Below are 17,777 nucleotides of genomic sequence, written 5' to 3'. Positions count from 1 at the left end.
CCCACCCTACGCCTCTGTTTTCATGCTTTGTTGTGTTCTTGAGAACATGTGATCTTGTATGAGAGATGGTGGTGCAGGCTTTCCAGCCGGCACGCTGATGCACAGGCCTGGAGGCCTATGCTACCGGTCATTCTTTCATGCTTTGTTGTGTTCTTGAGAACATGTGATTATCTATGAAAAGCAGCAAGCATCAGAAGTGCACTCCGCGGCCGTGGCTGCCGTCAGACTCATGAAAACGGCGATGGAGAGACGGACGCCCCCCATCGCCCTAACACACTTTCAGCCAGCCTGATTATCTCCTTACAGGCGCTCTCTCTTGCGAGCTCCGGCTGCCAGGCGCAGGAGCCCCATACCCAGAAGCCAGATCGCCCCGGGAATAGGAACGGCAGGGGGGCTGCCGACCGAAGCACCGTCATCTCCTGCGTAATGGTGTATAATTCCAGTTTCTTCTTGAATGCCGAGCCACTCAATTCCTATCTGGGAAAGGAGCGCCACATCAGGAATGCCATCCCAGGTATTGTCGGCAATAACTTTCATATAGAAAGTTGCGAAGTCGTATGAGTTTCCCGCAGTTATGTTCAATACATCAAACAAACTTCCAGCGGAAAGATCATAAATGCCATCTTTGAAGTAGCCATTTTTGATGTTTAGGGGACCAAAGCCGGCGTCAAAGGTATTATAGTATACTTTATATTTCCCACTGGCCAGCGTAGCAGGTTCTAATTCCGTAGCGTCAACCTGAAAATCGAGTTGCCAGCTAATCATAAGCGGAATATTTTCAGTGGAGTGGAAAGTCAGAGTAAAGGCGATTTCATCACCTATTTCCGTGTCAATCTGGCCGTCTGGGGTTAATGACCAGTAAGAAGCTAAGGCCGGTGTCAAGGTGAAAAGAGAAATTAACATAGACAACAAGAGAAATCTTAGGGGTTTCATAATTGTCTCCTAATTTCTTAATATCAATAATACGGTGTACTGCTGTTGTATCGTTGACGGAACATGAGATAGTCTTGCTGATTTACTTCCCCGCTGCTGTTCATATCTGCATCTGGGTCAGCGGTGTTGAACGTTTGCCTGAACTGGAGAAAGTCGCTTTGATTTACGGCATTGTCATTGTTGAGGTCCGCATCCGCGGCATTGCCGTAGCCGTCCCCGTCCGTGTCCTGCTGGCCCGCATTCGGGGTCAGGTAGGCGTTGTCGGCGGCGTCGGGGATGCCGTCGCCATCTGTGTCAGGAGCGCTGCCGGGATAGTAAATGGTTAACCTGGGGGTCACTCCGGGAAGCCAGTAGTCGGAGGCCGACCCGGCGCCACCGTAGCAACTGCTTTGGGTCTCGTAATAGGTCGGGTTCCACATCACTGCCAGCCCTTTGCCCCAGTTGCCGGCCAGGATGCCGGTGGCCGAATCGTCCTGGCAGGGGTCCGGCGCAAAGAACTTGTACTCGGCGTTGTCGGCCTTGTCGCCGTCGGTCACCGGGGTAGTGCGCGTCCCGGCGGCGATGTCGTTGACAATGCCATGTTTGATGAGGGCGGCATAGCCGTTTTCATTCACTCCACCGACGCCGAAGGCATCGCCGCCACCCACGTGCAGGTTTCCCTCCGCGTCTTCACCCAGATAGGCTACGCTGAGGATGTTATTGGCCACCACCTTGGTGTTGGTCCCGTAATCCAGTTCGGAACCGGCGGCCGGATCCCATTCACCCGGACCCCAAACCTTGAGTTCGCCCGTCCGGTTGGTGGGGTACGTGGCCCATCCCAGGCCGGTGAGCAGGTTGCCGTTTTTGTCCACGTGCACGTCTGCGGAGGCCCCTGGAATGCCCAATACCAGCGGCACGCCCACATGAGTTGCAGGATCCTCAACCTCCGTATCCACGGCCCCCACGCCGCTCTGGAACGAGCAATTCGGATTGTTGTAATAAGGCGGTTCGCAGCCGGTGGGCCACTGGCCGCCGTTGACCACGAAATAGCGATTATCAACCCAGGCCCCGTCATAATAGTTAATCTCGGTGAACACCCGTCCGGTGTTAAATACCGACTGCGGGTTACTCACGCTGAGCGCGCTGGTGGGAATGATCACCAGAGGCGCGCCGTAGCCGATTCCCAGAGCGATCTTGCTACCGTCGGGAGAGACGTGGATAAAGCTCGGATCCATCGGGCCGGGGGGCACTGTAGCCACCACGTCCCACTGGTTGGAACCGTAGGTGCGCTGCAGGTAGATCTTGTCGTTGTTGGCTGCGATCATGCGGCCCTGGGCTTGAAATTTGCCGTCAATCATGGCCGTGGCTTCGGTGGGGAAGTAGTCCACCGCCGTGAACCAGCCTCCCTCCACCGTGGGCAGATTCACCACCCCCGTCTTTCCGGCCGCTGTCTTGTAGTCGCTGAAATCATCCGCGACCACGGCCGCCGTGATACCGAAACAAAGCATCACGGTCCAGAGCAATATCCAAAAATTGCGGCATCCTTTTCTTAGCACGGCATCCTCCTTTCTATTTATATTTTTAGCAGTTTTCGAAAATTTCTTCGTGTTTATGCCTTTGAAGACGGCGGGCACGGCCCGCCCTATCCTATGCCTTCCTGCGATAAATCATATAGGGCGGGCCGTGCCCGCCATTTCTGGGCGAGTTATTGATGCGAAATAGCTTTTGAGAAAGAGTATATGTAAGGTGGAAGACCATTCCGCTGCGATATTCCATTTTTGGTATTGCTTCCTCCTTTCTTCATCGTTAGGGCGGAAGACAGAATAATCTATCTCCCGCTATTATCCCTGCCAAAATCAGTTAGTCCGCCGCCGCCAAGCCATCAACCTCAACAAGCCGCCTCCCAGCAGCAACACCGCGCCGGGCACTGGCACCGGCGCCACGTCTGCAAAGGCGTCGATTTCGCCTTCTTTAAAATCGGCGGTACCTTCGACCTTGATATATTGGATCCAGTCAAGGCCAAAGACGTCCAGATCAAAACCTGTTCCACCACCAGAGCCTTCGTACAGGGCAATGCCCGCGGCCCCGGAGAGCCCGCCGGCCATCAGGGTGTCGTAGTAGGCGGGATTGACCGGTTTGGTGAAATCCATCAGATCATCGGTCCAGCCATTGCCGGTAGCGTCGTATTTGGCCTGGTCCCATTCGTAGGCTTGGGTGGGGAAGGCGTTGTCCCCGTAAGGGCCGTTGGAATAAGTATACCAAGTCCATTCATTCTGGGGCTGACCCTCGTAGGCCGGCCCCTGGCTGACCGAGACCAGCACGTTTTCAGTAAAAGCGCCGCCGACCAGCATGTAAGTAGCCATGTTCGTTTCGTCGTTGACAAAACCGCTGCCCACGTAAAATGCATTGCCAAAAACCAGGAAGTCGATGCCGTAAGGGTTGTTTTGGTCGTTTATGACCTGATGATCAAAGCCCACAACGATGTAACTCGGATTTCTCAAGGTGGTGATCAGCTTGGTGGTTTGATCGGGGGCGTAGTTGTAAGCCGGCTCCACCAGCTTGACCTTGCGATAGTTGTCCCCCCCCGACCAGGAGCCCCAGGGATCGTAAAAATCCGTGGCCGGCGCGCCCAAGACGGATGCAGGATCGTTGTATGGGCTCGGCCCAAAAGTGCCGCCGGAATCCACCAGGGTCGTTGCATAAGGGCTGGCCCAAGCTGGGCCTGACATCAGGAACAGCGCCAATCCGATGAGAATGATTCGGCCTAATTTCATTATCTTCGAAGCTCCTTTCAATGATTGGAAAATTCCTTTGTTTTCAAATCAACTGGCACATCTGCGACAAATCCCGATCAAGCGCAGCAAACCGCTCCCCAGCAGCCAGACGGCCCCGGTGATGGGAACCGGCGCCGCCAAAGGCTCGCCCGGCGCCTGCTTGTGGTTCATCCATGCAAGTGTGCCTTCCCCCATGGGATCCCCCATGTCCAAACCGCCTGCCGCCACTGACCAACCGACCCACGAGCCATCTTCCAGGCTAAGGCTTGTAATGCCCAACCCGGAGAAATCCCACTCGCCATGAGAACCGCTGAAAAAAGAGCCCGTCCAATAAAGGTCGCTGCCACGGTCTGGGGCGCTGGTAAAACCGCCGTTGCCGCCCTGCTCGTGCCACAGCTCCCAGTTGGGTCCATACCACCCACCCCAGTACAGGTCGCCGGGGTCCGTGGGCAGCAAGGTGTCCGCGTCACCGTAAGGCTGATCGGCAAGGATGCCGTTGGCGAAATCGGCGGCCGTGTAAGTCGTGGAGCCGTCGCTCAGGCCAAACACGCCGTTGTTGTTAAGGTCGTAGCCGATGCCGAGTATGGCCATGCCCAGACCTGGCTGACCGCCGGCAAGCAGGTAGAGCCGCGGGTCCGCCGCCGCCAAGGCCACCATCATGGTTTCGGCGTTGGCCGTGCCGTCAAACTTATAGCCCCAAGCAACGGAGATGTCCGCAATGGGCGCGGGCATCGAGGTATTGTTGTAAACTTCCGGCGCCGACCAGTGTATGACCAGACCGGCACTATTAGAGCCGCTGCCGGCCCAGATGTTGACATCGTTAAAGGTGAATGCCTGGGCCGTCCCCGCGGCCAGGGCGACGATCCACAAAATCAGAATAATGCTCAGGTTTTTTTTCATATTCGGTTTTCCATTCTATTAGTTCCTTAAATGTGGAAGTTGCTTTCTCCTAAAGATGACAATAAAGCGCGCCAAACCGCTGCCCAACAACAAGACGGCGCCGGGAAGGGGAACCGGCGAGCTGGAAAAGACGTACACCGAATCCGGATCGGGCCCCCCAGTCCCTTCTCCCGTCAGGAGGATGTACTGAAACCAATCCAACCCTACTAATGCCGGATTGTCGTCTGTGGGGTCAGTCCAATTACCCACGTAATAGGCCGTGGACATATCAAAGGCATCACCTCCGGCCAACCCCGTTTCCGTGTGCGTCCACGTCGATCCGGTTTTAACAAAGTTTTCCCAAGGAGCGCCGGGGGAAACCAGACCGTCGCCTTCACCTGGGGTATAGTCGAAGGTCTGTGTCTTCCCGGTGGCTCCCGATTCGGTGTCCCAGGGAAGCTTCCACCAAGTCGAACCGTCCTGACTCAGGTAAATGGTTCCCGGTTCATTCCACGTATTAGGACTGCCGCTGGAATAAAACGCATTTCCCCAGACGATGGCATCATAGCCTTCCGGGTTGGTCGGATCGTTGTTGACCCGCAACAGATTGCCGAATGTATCGGCAAACCCGAGCTGGACCCAGCTAGCCGCCTTGTTGTTCATGGTTACAATGCTGGTATGTTTTGGGGAATAAGGATCCTGATTTGTGGGAATGGGTCCGAGAAGATTGTGTGCGTCGCTCCATCCGCCGCCAGTTTTAAAACTGCCATCAGCATTCTTATACTCAGCCCCGGCATCTACCAAAACATTGGCCCACATCCCGCCCCGGGCCGCGTCTTCGGGAAGATAGGTCAAGGCAAACGCCTGTGAGGTAAAGACAAGAAACACCGTTAACAACAATAGGATAAGCCATCCTTTTTTCATCATAGTTCCCTTTATTTTTTTACCTTTGATTTTTTGCGAAGCGCCATCATTCTAAATAGTCCGCTGCCCAGCAACAAGACGGCGCCGGGAAGGGGAACCGGCGGCGCAGTTAAAGGAATATCCAGTTGGTCATCCGCATAAGGAGGCAAAGAACCAAACCACATAATGGCATTGATCCCTTCGAACTGCCCGTTGGCAAGAAGCTCGCTGGTTAATCCGCTTGTATTGAAATCCCACTCGGAGTTACCCCAAGTGCCCCATTCGGCATAGGGATCGCTGGTGCTGGCCAGGTTCCAACTGCCTTCTTCAATGTGCATGTGGACTTCATTGTCGTCGACGTCATCGTAGCCGATGTTATCCAAAAAGGCCCCGCCGTAACTGGTGGTGACCGCCAGGATGCCGGCATCGTTCAAGGCGTTGAGCATATCTGATTCGTAAGCGCCGCCGTCCCAGCGGTATCCGAAGGCATGGGACTCGGAGATGGTGGCCTCGCCGTTGTCGAGGCGGTTCCAGTCCACCACCAGGATGCTTTCGTTGGCCCCGGTACCACACCAAGCCTCAACATCCACCCAGACACCATTAAAATAGTACGGGTCGGCTTGAGCGGTGACGCTAAGCATCAAAAAAAATAATAGTACGAGGAACTTCCGCATATTCTTCACCCTTCCCGTGATTATCCGTTCAACAGATTAAAAAGGCCGGGCTGCCTTCTGGCAACCCGGCCATCTCCTTTGAGACCCGCGGCTTTCCGGCCCCCGGTCGCCCGAGGTGTGGTTTTTTCACGGCTTAAACATTTTTGTACTGTGTAATGCCTTTTTTAAATCATTTTAAACTTCTCCACCGAATACTCCCGGCTTAGGATTGTCCCATAAAAAAACCCGATTCCGCAGATATCGGGGGGCTTGCCGCAACCTAAATATGTGCCGCCTGCTAAAGGCCCTCGGACCCTTCCCGCGAGGTCTGCATTGGACCATGTCCATATGATACTGCAAGGTTTTCTGGCTCACGGATCATTCTGCCAGCCGCGCCTTCCCGTGAGAGTTTGATAGTTCCCACAGTGGCTTTTCTGCGGCCTTCGTCCCCGCTTACAGCGGCGCGCCCGCCTGGGATTCACACCCAGTTCCCTTGGACAGTCATGGGGTCATCGTTCCTTGATTCTCACCCTTCCATCGTGTCCGCCCTGCGAACACTTGAGAGACAGTTCTGCGGCCTCACCTCCCTTCCGAATAGTTTGGAAATCATAATTTACCACCACTCCAGTTCTGAGGTGCCGCCCTGCGTAGCCGGATTGGTTAAACACCACAGAGAGACGGTTCCGGTTGCCAGGACGACATTATTTATTTTTTAATGCAATTCCCGCCTGAATGCTCGGTTGATATTGCTCAATATTGAGACATTATTGCTTTTCCTTGGGACGCCTATTTTGATGGTTTCATCAAATCTCGAAAGGCGCAACTGCACCCTGATAAAAAGCGACCAATCAGAGCTGGGGTCTTCATTCGGTTCCCAAGCCGGAGCTTGGGAACCAGGTCTACATTGAGATAAAAACGCGGGGGTGAGGGTTAACCCAAGAGGGGCAAGGGTTAGGAAGAGGTGCTAATGATTCGGGCTTATCCGGGAAAATATAGTCACTGACCGGCCACCCACTCCCGGCGTCTTCTCATTCCCGCCAGACGCAGCAGGCCGGTGCTTAGCAGCAGCACCGCGCCGGGAATCGGGACTGGCGCCGTCGCCGCGGCGTAAGGCCCCACGGGCTGGCCTATACCGTCGCCGCCGCCGAAAAAACTGTCCAGATCATCGTCCCAGCCCCACAGATCGATGCTGCCGTTGCTCAGGGTCCGGGCCGACATGCCCCAATTGGAGAAGGTCATGTTATTGCCGATGATATTGTCGCCGTCATCCTCCACCCAGTAAGACCAGAAACCGTTATACCAGCCTTCGAAATAGAGATCATCGGCGTCGGCGGCATGGCCGGTCTCGTCGGCGCCGTTGACGTAGGCAAAACCGCCGTCATTGTCCAGATCGTAGCCGATGCCGAACAGGGTCTTGTCGCCGCCAAACCCGCTCCAGGTGGTCAACTGGGCCCCTAACCGGCTGTCCGCTCCGGTAGTGGTGTAAACCACCGCGCCATTATTGGAAGAGCGTATATCGCAGGCCCCGGCGATGGCGGTCATCATATCTTCTCCCGAGGCCTCGCCGTCCCAGCGGTAGCCCCACACCAGGGCGTTTTCCATACGGGGGTCAAACCATTGGACCACCAGCGCCGCCCGATTGGAGCCGCTGCCAACCCAAAAGTCAATATCATTAAAGGTGAATGATTGCGCCGGACCCGCGGCCATGGCCACGGCCAGCAAGACCAGGATAATGCTCAAGTACTTTTTCATCTCCTTCGATCCTCTACTCATACCTCTTATGGTTATTGCCAACATTTTTCAAACCAGGGTCGGGAGACCCGGCCCCTGAATATTTCTTTAAGAAAAACTATGGTATTGGCGATAATTATGGGCTTATTTTCTCCGGCGCTGCCCCAACAGGCGGAAAAGCCCGCTTCCCAGCAGCAACACCGCCCCGGGAACGGGGACAGGGGCTACATCGGCAAATCCGTCGATTTCGGCCAGCTTGGTGCTGCTGGAGGATTCGACCTTGATGTATCGAATCCACTCAAAGCCCGATGCAGCGAGATCATAGCCGGTCCCTCCCGCCGAACCGGCATAAAGGTCGATGACATCCGCCACCGAGAGGCCAACGAAATCCTCGGTGGGATTCAGCGCCGGATTAACGGGTTTTGTCCAGTCGAGCTCGGCCCCCCAGGCGTCGTTCTCCCGGTCCCAGGCAAAGGCCTGGGTGGGATAGGTAGTGGTGTCGAAGTACGGTCCCGTCGAATACGTGTACCAGGGGCCTTCCAGGTACTGGGCCACACTCACAATGCCCGGGTCCGACCAACCGGTTCCTGAGGCAACGTAGTAGGTCTCCATGTTCGTTGTGGGACCCACCATGCCCGTTCCCCAGTAGAGGTCGTTTCCAAAAACGATGAAGTCGATCCCGTAGGGGTTCAGGGGGTCATTGGTGATGTTGTGGTCGAAGGTAACCGTGATCTGGGCTTGCGCGCCGATCGTGGTAATGAGCTTATTCCCCTCCGGATCGGTGTTCCAGGAGGGATAGACCATGGAGCAGGCCATATTCTTCCCGCCCACATCGGAACCCTTGATCCAGGTGGTGGGCTTGCCGAGCGCCGCGCTGGGATCGCTGTACAGTGATCCGGGGCCGAAAGTACCGGTGGCGCTTACCACTTCCGTGGCAAAAGGGCTCGCTAAGGCAGGAGCAGCCACCATCACCCCCGCCAGAACCAATAGAACAAACAAAAAAAACTGCCCTTGTTTCATCGCACTCTCCTTGCAGAATTTACCCGGTGATCACACTGCTCCGGCGCCGCCCGTCGTCCGGAAGACCGAAGTCGGCAGGCGGCGCCATAGATCAGGTTATCCCCGTTTAGCTCCTGCCGCGCCGTATGCCGATCAGGCGCAGCAAGCCGGACCCTAGCAGCAACACCGCCCCGGGGAGGGGGACAGGGGCAGCTTCCCGGACCAGCCAACTGCTGACAGTCGCAATAGCCGCAGTTTCACCATACCACTGGCCGGTCAATCCGGTTAGATAAGTTGGCACACCATTAGCCCAATAAAAATCGGCTCCTACGGAAGTGCCTGATTCCGTCATGGAAAGAATTTCCGGATACCCTGCCTGGCTGCGAGTCTGTCCCACCAAAGAGACCAGATAAGCCACCGCGTCAAAATCGGCCTGATTTTGTGTTTCCCCAAGAGGCATGCCGGCTGCCACGCACAAACCCTCGGCTTCGGCCACAGTGGCATACCGGAATCCTTCGAAATCTCCACCGACGCCAAACTGGGTGTTCACATAGCTGCGGCATTTGCCAAGCGAGGCCGATAGATCCAGCCATTCCCATCCGGTGTCGGTATCCAGGGTGATGGCATCATCGCCAAAAACCGCGTCATCTTTTACCACTAAGGTGGCATGGACTCCGGAAAAGCTGAAGAGGGACAAGACAAAAAGCGCCAGGCAGGTAAAGAAAAGTTTTTTCATAAGTTCTCTCCTCAAAAAATGTGTTCATTCAATGGACAAAAAAAACCGGGCTGTCTGGTGGCAACCCGGCCGTCTCTGCTGAGACCCGCGGCTTTCCGGCCCCCGGTCGCCCGGGGTGTGGCTTCTTCACGACGTAACCATTTTTGGATCAGGCGGTGCCTTCGCTTACATCATGCCATGCTGCTTTACTCCGGCTGAGAGTTGACCGAAAAAAACCCGATTCCGCGGGAATCGGGGCCTTGCCTCATTCTGGCATCTACCATCTCTATAAGGCCCTCGGACCCGTTCCGCGAGGTCTGCATTGGACCATATCCCTATGAAACTGCCAGGTCTTCTGGCTCACGGATCGACCTACCAACCGCGCCTTCCCATGGGAGCTGCACTACCCCACAGTGGCTCACCTGCGGCCTTCGTCCCCGTTCACAGCGGCGCGCCCGCCTGGGATTCACACCCAGTTCCCTTGGCCAGTCATGGTGTTATCGTTCCTTGATTCACACCCTTCCCGGGGTCCGCTCGGCGACCCACCGGGGATCACTCTGTGGCTTCACCTCCTTTCTGGAAAATTCGGCGCCCCGAGACAACCTCCATTGCCATCCCACGATCCCGGGCGCCCCCTTGACTGGCCGAAAACGCTGGAAAAACAACTTTCAGCCATCAATTCACAATTGCAATCATATTAAAAATCTCAGTTAGAGACTTGGGCAATATTGCTCAATGTTGAGATAATTTTGCTCTTTATCTGTCCTCTTTCTCAATGTCCGGTGATAATGTCTTCCTGCCTCGCCACCAAAGGGGGACTTAAAAAGCTCACCTTCCCAGCGCCTGTGGGAGGTTCCCCCTTTCCCCCCTTTTCTCAAGGGGGGGGCAGGGGGGATTGTAATATTTTCCTTTACCCCTACCTTTGTAATTTAACAACATTGAGGTCAGGGTGAGGGGTGAATCAGATATTGTGGGCATCGATAGACTTCCGCCGCGCCAACAAAGACCTGTTCGGTTAATGACAGGATAATCCGTCTTTCCCCCTGATCACGGCCACAATCAGTGACTCCGGCGCCGCCGCGCCGCAGCCAGGCGACAAAGACCGGCGCCCAGGAGCAGCACCGCGCCGGGGAGGGGAACTGGCGCAGCATCCAACGTAATCACCCAGGCTTCCGTCTTCCCAGCAGGATTGGACCCTTTTCCGGCAATCGTGAGGCCATCCGCAGAGACGCCAAGGGCTTCTGTTAACCCCCATCCGGTCGTGTCGACGCCGGCCGCGATCAACAATTCTTCAATGCTGACCATTCCAAGTTGTTCCGTCCATACAAACGCCTCAGTGCCGTTTCCAGATGTGCTTCTGCCAACCACGGTGGACCCGTCCGCAGAAACCGACAAGGCTTCGCTCGAAAAACTTCCTCCCGCCAGGTCGCCCAGGCCTATCATGCCGCCTGATTCGGTCCAGAGAAACGCTTCTCTTCCGTTGGAGGATAAGGAATTTCCGACCACGGCCAAGCCGTTATCAGAAATATCTTCCGCTACGCTCTTAAAAGATCCTCCCGGCAGATCTCCTAACCCCACCATGCCGGTTGATGCTTTCCAAATAAATGCTTCTTGACCATTGCTGGAGTGGCTCCAACCGACCACGACCGAACCATCCGCGGAAACTCCAGTGCCCTTGCTGTTAAAATCAGATCCCGGCAGATCTCCTAACCCCACCATGCCGGTTGATGCTTTCCAAACAAAAGCCTCATCACCGCTAGTGGACGTGGAGTAACCCACCACAGTGGAACCGTCCGCAGAGACGCTATCGGCGTAGCTTCTGGTATACCCCCCCGCTAGGTCGCCCAGACCTTTTATGCCGCCTGACGCGGTCCAAATAAACGCCTCTTCGCCTAAGCCAGACCGGCTCCAACCAGCCACGACCGAGCCATTCCCAGAAACGCCGAAGGCGATGCTATAAGTTTCCCCTCCCGGCAGATCGCCCACCTTCGCAAAGCCGCTCGAAGCCGTCCAACGAAACGCCTCGGCAGCGTAAGTAGGGGTAGACTGAAGACCGACTATAATGGAGCCATCCGCAGAAATGTCGTAAGCTACGCTACCTTTATAACCCTCCGACATGCCAAGGCCCGAAAATGTCATCGATTCGGAAGCCGCGGGAAGGAGCAGCATCAATGCCAAGGCCATGAAACAACCAAGCATCTGGTTCGTTATTGTCCTTCGATCAATACGCATGTGTTTATCTCCCTTCATGTACCATTATTTCAGGCAATTCGTTTATGCAATGGATAAACAAAAAAACCGGGCTGCCTGGTGGCAACCCGGCCGTCTCTGCTGAGACCCGCGGCTTTCCGGCCCCCGGTCGCCCGGGGTGTGGCTTGTTCACGACGTAACCATTTTTGGATCAGGCGGTGCCTTTGCTTACATCATGCCATGCTGCTTTACTCCGGCTGAGAGTTGACCGAAAAAAACCCGATTCCGCGGGAATCGGGGCCTTGCCTCATTCTGGCATCTACCATCTCTATAAGGCCCTCGGACCCGTTCCGCGAGGTCTGCATTGGACCATATCCCTATGAAACTGCCAGGTCTTCTGGCTCACGGATCGACCTACCAACCGCGCCTTCCCATGGGAGCTGCACTACCCCACAGTGGCTCACCTGCGGCCTTCGTCCCCGTTCACAGCGGCGCGCCCGCCTGGGATTCACACCCAGTTCCCTTGGCCAGTCATGGTGTTATCGTTCCTTGATTCACACCCTTCCCGGGGTCCGCTCGGCGACCCACCGGGGATCACTCTGTAGCTTCACCTCCTTTCCGGAAAATTCGGCGCCCCGAGACAACCTCCATTGCCATCCCACAATCCCGGGCGCCCCCTTGACTGGCCGAAAATGCTGGAAAAACAACTTTCGGCCATCAATTCACAATTGCAATCATATTAAAAATCTCAGTTAGAGACTTGGGCAATATTGCTCAATGTTGAGATAATTTTGCTCTTTTCTACTGTCGCCATATTAGAAATCTCAGTTGGCTCAAGGTTGAGATGAAGGCATAAAAAAAACCGGGATGCCTGGCAGCTACAAGGCTGTCTCTGGTGAGACCCGTAGCTTTCCGGCCCCCGGTCGCCCGGTGTGTGGCTTTATCAGGGTTTAGCTCTTTAAACTGAGCGCTGCTTTTGCCTCAATCAGCACCTCCTGAGACCCCGGCAGTCCGGCCCCTGGAAACCACAACGCTCTAAGGCTAGGCGCCGTGGCAGCCTCTCTGACCAAGCAGGATTCGGTCAACTTGATTGGGTGAAATCTATGAAGGAGTATTTTCGCCTTGCTGCCTGTACGTCAGGCCCGAGACGCGGGTATCATCGTAAACCGTACCAAAACAGCTGCCGTCGGCCTGCGGGTAAAGACCGACCACCTCTCGGTACCAATCGCCGTGATCATCCACGCGCTCGATGAGAGCCATGGCAATGAGGGGGTGTATTTGCTTGCAACCATCGTCGAAGGATAGCTCGACTTCCCATCCCGTGGCCGGAATAAGCTGCAGTATGCGGTAGGCGACCACTCGTTTCTCCGAATTACTATGGTGATGGACCGGTTTGCCCTTCTCAAGTTAAAAGGTTCATACCATGGTCCTCTTTTAGCGACTTAAGCGGAGATGCTTCCTGTTATTAGCTCAACCTCCGCCCTTCCAATAGCTATTTCGACGTCCATGACAAAAAACTTGAACTGACGCCGCCGATGACAAAAAGTCTATGACCTAAACCCGACCCCGGAAAGGCGCCAAGAATAGAATGCTGAATCATTTCTAACTTTTCATGTTGAACGTAACATATTTTGCCCTGGCGTCGCAATCTTTCCATAATGCAAAAATACCTTAAAGAGCAATTTTGGAGCAATATTTAGCAATATTGACCAAGTAATTAAATATCGAATTGGTTTCAATCACATTTTAAACTCGTTAACTAGTTTTATGGAGAAAGTCTCGTCAGTGACTTAGGTAAGGTTGAGGGTTCATGCGATCTATTGGACTGCTGCTTCTCTTTGGCGGTTTTCTTTTCCTGATGCCTGCTGCGACCATCGCCAAGATAAAGCTGTTTATCGATAGTCAAGGAAAAGTCCATATTACTAATCAGGATAATAATGACAAAGATACTCCAAAAATCCCGCCACTCACTGGTCATTCCAAAGACGCCGAAAAATCTGGGGAACGGCCCTTGGCGCCGGGTGCGCCCCCTTCTCCCCCAGCCATAAAGGATAATTTAGAAAAAGGTCCTCAAAACATTCTCTTAAGAGCCGTATCCAGACAATCTACGGATAGGCCATCGCCGCAGCCAATGGCAAAAATATCAGGGATAGTCGATCGGCGTCAGGCAACCGCGGTTGAGGAAGATCTTATAGAGGTTAGACTAAACGAAAAGGGATTTTTGTGTATCACCAATGTCAGCAAAGAGGAGCCCAAGGCAAATGGTGCAGCCGCCAACACCAGGGTGGTTCAGCCGGTCTCTCACATACCGGCGTTTTCAAAAACTTGCCTGGACCAGGGGGGAAAATCCACACCATCGGGCTTAATTATCCCGGCTGACGCCACAGTGCCAAGGGAAACCTCTTGGCTGACAACTCTGTCGGAAAGAAATATTCGCCGGCATTGCGATAAGCAGGGGACGATACACATCACCAATGTGGTCTTGACCAAAAAAAAACGGGCTATGGCGGCAACTCCTGCCGATCCCGGCACAGCCCTGCCTCTGGCCCTGGATAAAACTAAAAACCCTTCTGCCACTCTGGGCCAGTCGCCTCACAAAAATGCCAACCCGTCCGTGATCGTACGAAAAGACAAGGGGGGCCGGTTACATATCTACACTAAGGAACCGGATAGTCATTTAGCAAAAATTCCCGCCCCGCCGGAGTTGGGCGCAATCGATCCCTCCCTCGCCGCCATTGTTATGGAGGCGGCTCAGAATTATCGGCTGCCAGCGTCGTTAATTCTGGCCCTTATTCGCCTGGAATCAAATTTTTCACCATTGGCAGTCTCACCCAAAGGGGCCATGGGCTTAATGCAGTTGATGCCGGGGACGGCAGCCGATTTAGGGCTGCACGATCCTTTCTGTCCCCGGGAAAACGTGATGGCCGGAAGCCGGTATCTGCGGGAGATGATAAATTGTTTCAATGGGTCCATGCCGTTAGCCGTGGCTGCCTATAACGCCGGGCCACAACGAGTAGTTCAAGCGGGGTATCAGATTCCGGAAATTAAAGAAACTAAGCAGTTCGTTAGTCAGGTAATGGGACTGCAGGGTTTGTTGGAAAAATCCCCAATGTTCAGTTTGTCTAAATAATGCCGCTTGGTTTTCCTCACCTTTGACAGGCTTCGAAATCAGTATCTATGCCTTTTCTGTGTGAGAGTCGTGTGAGAAAATCTCTCCAAAATGCTCCACTATTTGGAAAACCTGCTAAAATGTAGAAAATTAACAACCTATGATATCAATAAGTTATAGATAATTGAGGAGTTTGTGAAGCTCTTGGGTTATTGACTTCTAATCCGTTTGTCGCAGGTTCGAGTCCTGCCAGGCGCGCCAAAGATTCTGATATAAGGGGCTTTTCCCGAGTCCCTTATTTCTGTTTGGTCTAATTTTGCTCTGGCCTGATACATGATCTAATATAAAAGGGTAAAACGCCCTTTCCATGAGTCTTAACCCTCCACCAACTTCTTTATCTCTTCGCAATCCGCTGGGTTGTATCTTTGCAACAGCTTAGTCTTCTGAGGGGTTAGGTATGTTGAGGGCGTTGAGTAATCTTCCCACTTCCGACGCGATCTCCAGGATGGCTTTCGTCTCCTCTGGTTTGAGATAATTCAGACGTGGCGCTATTAAAACCTGGGTTTCCACTTCCCTCAAGGACCCAAGGACCATCGACAGATAATTTATAAACTCCTTGGTGGATTTCCGCCCCTGCCCCTCGGCAAGGTTCGAAGGTATCGACACCGCAGCCCGCCGAATCTGACCGGTCAGCCCGTATACTTCCTCTTTAGGGAAATTCCTGGACTTCTTGTAAATCAGCTCCACCAGGTCCATCGCTCTCTGCCAAACGACCAACTCCCGATAATTCAACACCGCCAGACACACTCCCCCCAGAATGCGTTTTCTGTTTACCGCTCACTGCTCACTGCCCACTGCTTTTACCGCCTACTGCTTACTGCCTACTGTCCCGATGCCGTATTTCGCCAACCAGTTGGTCAACGTCTGATAGCTGGGCAGCCCCACCAGTCTGGCGGCGACCGTCTTATTTCCATGGGCTTCGGCCATGGCCCGCTTCAGATAATGGCGCGCCACCCGGTTCATCAATTCGGGAAGGTGTAAGCTTTCGCCCAAGGGCCGATCCAGAATTGCTTCTCTTCGGAGCGGCTGTTCCGGTAGCATTGCCTCACGCATATCCACCAGTTCAATCGTATCCCCGGTAGTCCAAATGGCCGCCCGAAAGAGGGTGTTCAGCAGTTCGCGAATATTTCCCGGCCAGCGGTGCTGCAGCAGGAGATTTCTTGCAGCCGGAGAAATTTTCTTGAATTTATATCCCGGTTCAGAGGCACTGTCGGCGTTGATTTTTTCCAGGAGCTTGTCGATGAGGACGGATAAGTCTCCAGGCCGCTCCCGCAATGGCGGCAGTTGGATGATGGCCACAGCCAGACGGTAGAATAAATCCGAACGGAAGGTCCCAGCAGATACTTCCTGGAGGAGATTCCTGTTGGTGGCCGCAATAATCCTGACGTCTACTTTAATGGGTTTCCTGGATCCCAGGCGAACAATTTCGCTTTCCTGGAGGGCCCGCAAAATCTTTACCTGGGCCGAGGACGAAAGTTCGCCGATTTCATCCAGAAACAGCGTCCCCCCGTGGACCTCTTCAAAATAGCCTTTGCAATCCTTATCAGCGCCGGTAAAAGCGCCTTTTGCATAACCGAATAATTCTGACTCAATGAGTTCGGCGGGGATGGCGCCGCAATTGACAGCCAGAATGAGTTTGTCTTTCCTGGGGCTGACCTGATGAATAGCCCTGGCCAGCAGTTCCTTCCCGGTCCCGGACTCCCCTTCAATGAGAACCGGGACTGAACGGGGGGCTACCAGTCTGGCCTTAGCAATCACCCGCTGCATGGCCTCACAACGATAGACAATGTCGGAAAATTCCGGAGCCTCCGGTGGCAGGCCAGCTCCCAGGCGTTTCAATTCCTGATCAGGCTGGCGCAACAGATCAGGGATGAATTCTGCGGAAATATCCAAAGGGACTGAGGCGGTGCAGATGCCATGCTCTCGGGAAGACTCGATCAGTTCGGCGGGAAATCGAGTTTTGGCCAGGATGATCCAGACCGCCGCCATGGCCGGTGTCCCTGGGCTCAGATGAAAGGTAAAGTTGAGATCTTCGCCATACGTTTTTCTGAGCTCAGCGACCCGTTTGACCGCCGCCTGGTAGATGTCGCCGAAGTGAGTAGGGGTGGAAAGCTTTTCATGGTGTAAGGTGATCTTGGCGGCCGTTAGTCCGGCCAGCCATTCCGGGTACCCCTTGGCGTCCTGAGGCGGGTAATTATTGAGAATGGTCACCACATCGTAGGACCGAGTTTTGACCGCTTCCCCGATAGGTCCTAATCCCACCTGCTCAGGCTCCCGCATGGCTCGCAAGTCGGTCCCGCCCAGCCAGCATACCAGAATCTTTTTCATAATTTACAAGTTTTCATGTTCTAAGGAACACAACGAAGCATAAAACAGAACGATGGCGGCTATTCACAATAGTGCTTTTTCTGCTCACCGCCCGCTGCCCACTGTTTTTTTAAAAGTATACAAGCAATTATATCTTTTTAAAAGAATTCTTGTCCATAACACCACCTGATAACGCTAAATATTTTTTAACCCTCCAATTGTTTGGGACAAATACCAGTTTTGCCCCTGCAAGGTGGCGGTTACGGTGTAGATCAGAGCGCTCAAAACACTATCCGCCTCGGCCTCGTTATGATTGGCTTGTCTAACCGGCTCCAGGATAATTGATTCTTCATCATGAGTGTTGGCGTTCAGCAATCAGCCTTCAGCAAAAGCAATACTGAAACATAATTTGCCAACATCCCCGTAGAATCCTTCTTTCTGTGCCAACCGGCTGAATGTAATCTTTAAACTGAAAACTGATAGCTGCATAATTTCATTAAGTTTCTCCTCCCATTATCCGATAAACAAATAAGAGGAGAGGAGTC

Annotated in this window: 14 protein-coding genes and 7 riboswitches; of the genes, 1 reads left to right on the top strand and 13 read right to left on the bottom strand. The window is 53.9% G+C overall.

From position 1 onward, the window contains the following. Positions 1 to 300 precede the first annotated feature (300 nt). The 11 genes from DESAC_RS03860 to DESAC_RS15995 all read right to left on the bottom strand — a co-directional run bounded on the left by DESAC_RS03860 (position 301) and on the right by DESAC_RS15995 (position 13,115). Positions 301 to 933, bottom strand: coding sequence for a hypothetical protein (locus tag DESAC_RS03860; RefSeq protein WP_013705770.1), 633 nt, complete (start codon positions 931 to 933; stop codon positions 301 to 303). Positions 934 to 956: 23 nt separating this feature from the next. Next, positions 957 to 2,546, bottom strand: a complete 1,590-nt coding sequence (locus DESAC_RS03855) for a dockerin type I domain-containing protein (RefSeq protein WP_148231173.1) — start codon at positions 2,544 to 2,546, stop codon at positions 957 to 959. 222 nt (positions 2,547 to 2,768) lie between these two features. Beyond that, positions 2,769 to 3,686: a hypothetical protein gene (locus DESAC_RS03850; RefSeq protein ID WP_013705768.1), complete on the bottom strand. Its 918-nt coding sequence runs from the start codon at positions 3,684 to 3,686 to the stop codon at positions 2,769 to 2,771. Between the two features lie 48 nt (positions 3,687 to 3,734). Beyond that, positions 3,735 to 4,586 carry a hypothetical protein gene (locus tag DESAC_RS16375; protein WP_013705767.1) on the bottom strand — a complete coding sequence of 284 codons (852 nt, stop codon included), beginning with the start codon at positions 4,584 to 4,586 and terminating at the stop codon, positions 3,735 to 3,737. Between the two features lie 18 nt (positions 4,587 to 4,604). After that, complete coding sequence (locus tag DESAC_RS03840) at positions 4,605 to 5,492, bottom strand: hypothetical protein (protein ID WP_013705766.1); 888 nt, start codon at positions 5,490 to 5,492, stop codon at positions 4,605 to 4,607. 8 nt (positions 5,493 to 5,500) lie between these two features. After that, entirely contained in the window at positions 5,501 to 6,142 is a 642-nt protein-coding gene (locus DESAC_RS03835) for a hypothetical protein (protein WP_013705765.1), read from the bottom strand. 56 nt (positions 6,143 to 6,198) lie between these two features. Next, a riboswitch (cyclic di-GMP riboswitch) is annotated at positions 6,199 to 6,274 on the bottom strand. Positions 6,275 to 6,480: 206 nt separating this feature from the next. Further along, positions 6,481 to 6,615, bottom strand: a riboswitch (cobalamin riboswitch). A 502-nt stretch (positions 6,616 to 7,117) separates the two neighbouring features. Beyond that, positions 7,118 to 7,873, bottom strand: a complete 756-nt coding sequence (locus DESAC_RS03830; RefSeq protein ID WP_013705764.1) for a hypothetical protein — start codon at positions 7,871 to 7,873, stop codon at positions 7,118 to 7,120. Between the two features lie 123 nt (positions 7,874 to 7,996). Next, positions 7,997 to 8,872 (bottom strand): hypothetical protein, encoded by an 876-nt coding sequence (locus DESAC_RS03825; protein WP_013705763.1) that lies wholly within the window; start codon positions 8,870 to 8,872, stop codon positions 7,997 to 7,999. 106 nt (positions 8,873 to 8,978) lie between these two features. Next, positions 8,979 to 9,587, bottom strand: coding sequence for a hypothetical protein (locus tag DESAC_RS16370; RefSeq protein ID WP_013705762.1), 609 nt, complete (start codon positions 9,585 to 9,587; stop codon positions 8,979 to 8,981). Between the two features lie 56 nt (positions 9,588 to 9,643). Next, positions 9,644 to 9,719, bottom strand: a riboswitch (cyclic di-GMP riboswitch). A 175-nt stretch (positions 9,720 to 9,894) separates the two neighbouring features. Continuing rightward, a riboswitch (cobalamin riboswitch) is annotated at positions 9,895 to 10,071 on the bottom strand. A gap of 554 nt (positions 10,072 to 10,625) precedes the next feature. Then, positions 10,626 to 11,798, bottom strand: a complete 1,173-nt coding sequence (locus DESAC_RS03815; RefSeq protein ID WP_013705761.1) for a hypothetical protein — start codon at positions 11,796 to 11,798, stop codon at positions 10,626 to 10,628. 77 nt (positions 11,799 to 11,875) lie between these two features. Further along, positions 11,876 to 11,951, bottom strand: a riboswitch (cyclic di-GMP riboswitch). A gap of 175 nt (positions 11,952 to 12,126) precedes the next feature. Beyond that, positions 12,127 to 12,303: riboswitch (cobalamin riboswitch) on the bottom strand. A 323-nt stretch (positions 12,304 to 12,626) separates the two neighbouring features. After that, positions 12,627 to 12,705: riboswitch (cyclic di-GMP riboswitch) on the bottom strand. A gap of 152 nt (positions 12,706 to 12,857) precedes the next feature. Continuing rightward, entirely contained in the window at positions 12,858 to 13,115 is a 258-nt protein-coding gene (locus DESAC_RS15995; protein ID WP_013705760.1) for a hypothetical protein, read from the bottom strand. A gap of 451 nt (positions 13,116 to 13,566) precedes the next feature. Here DESAC_RS15995 and DESAC_RS15005 point away from each other — a divergent pair, with 451 nt between their 5' ends. Further along, positions 13,567 to 14,886: a lytic transglycosylase domain-containing protein gene (locus DESAC_RS15005; RefSeq protein ID WP_013705759.1), complete on the top strand. Its 1,320-nt coding sequence runs from the start codon at positions 13,567 to 13,569 to the stop codon at positions 14,884 to 14,886. A 414-nt stretch (positions 14,887 to 15,300) separates the two neighbouring features. Here DESAC_RS15005 and DESAC_RS03800 read toward each other — a convergent pair whose 3' ends face one another. Both DESAC_RS03800 and DESAC_RS03795 read right to left on the bottom strand, forming a co-directional pair. Further along, positions 15,301 to 15,660: a four helix bundle protein gene (locus tag DESAC_RS03800; protein WP_013705758.1), complete on the bottom strand. Its 360-nt coding sequence runs from the start codon at positions 15,658 to 15,660 to the stop codon at positions 15,301 to 15,303. Positions 15,661 to 15,732: 72 nt separating this feature from the next. Continuing rightward, positions 15,733 to 17,253 (bottom strand): sigma-54 interaction domain-containing protein, encoded by a 1,521-nt coding sequence (locus DESAC_RS03795; protein ID WP_013705757.1) that lies wholly within the window; start codon positions 17,251 to 17,253, stop codon positions 15,733 to 15,735. Between the last annotated feature and the right edge of the window lie 524 nt (positions 17,254 to 17,777).

Origin of the sequence: Desulfobacca acetoxidans DSM 11109 (genome assembly GCF_000195295.1) — a bacterium.
Lineage (GTDB): Bacteria > Desulfobacterota > Desulfobaccia > Desulfobaccales > Desulfobaccaceae > Desulfobacca > Desulfobacca acetoxidans.
The sequence above is the reverse complement of the archived record's forward strand: the minus strand, read 5'-3'. Positions and strand labels throughout refer to the sequence as shown.

Excerpts from the sequence above, each read along its gene's own strand:
- DESAC_RS03860 (WP_013705770.1), bottom strand. The coding sequence starts at position 933 with ATGAAACCCCTAAGATTTCTCTTGTTGTCTATGTTAATTTCTCTTTTC.
- DESAC_RS03850 (WP_013705768.1), bottom strand. The coding sequence starts at position 3,686 with ATGAAATTAGGCCGAATCATTCTCATCGGATTGGCGCTGTTCCTGATG.
- DESAC_RS16375 (WP_013705767.1), bottom strand. The coding sequence starts at position 4,586 with ATGAAAAAAAACCTGAGCATTATTCTGATTTTGTGGATCGTCGCCCTG.
- DESAC_RS03840 (WP_013705766.1), bottom strand. The coding sequence starts at position 5,492 with ATGATGAAAAAAGGATGGCTTATCCTATTGTTGTTAACGGTGTTTCTT.
- DESAC_RS03835 (WP_013705765.1), bottom strand. The coding sequence starts at position 6,142 with ATGCGGAAGTTCCTCGTACTATTATTTTTTTTGATGCTTAGCGTCACC.
- DESAC_RS03830 (WP_013705764.1), bottom strand. The coding sequence starts at position 7,873 with ATGAAAAAGTACTTGAGCATTATCCTGGTCTTGCTGGCCGTGGCCATG.
- DESAC_RS03825 (WP_013705763.1), bottom strand. The coding sequence starts at position 8,872 with ATGAAACAAGGGCAGTTTTTTTTGTTTGTTCTATTGGTTCTGGCGGGG.
- DESAC_RS16370 (WP_013705762.1), bottom strand. The coding sequence starts at position 9,587 with ATGAAAAAACTTTTCTTTACCTGCCTGGCGCTTTTTGTCTTGTCCCTC.
- DESAC_RS03815 (WP_013705761.1), bottom strand. The coding sequence starts at position 11,798 with ATGCGTATTGATCGAAGGACAATAACGAACCAGATGCTTGGTTGTTTC.
- DESAC_RS15005 (WP_013705759.1), top strand. The coding sequence starts at position 13,567 with ATGCGATCTATTGGACTGCTGCTTCTCTTTGGCGGTTTTCTTTTCCTG.
- DESAC_RS03795 (WP_013705757.1), bottom strand. The coding sequence starts at position 17,253 with ATGAAAAAGATTCTGGTATGCTGGCTGGGCGGGACCGACTTGCGAGCC.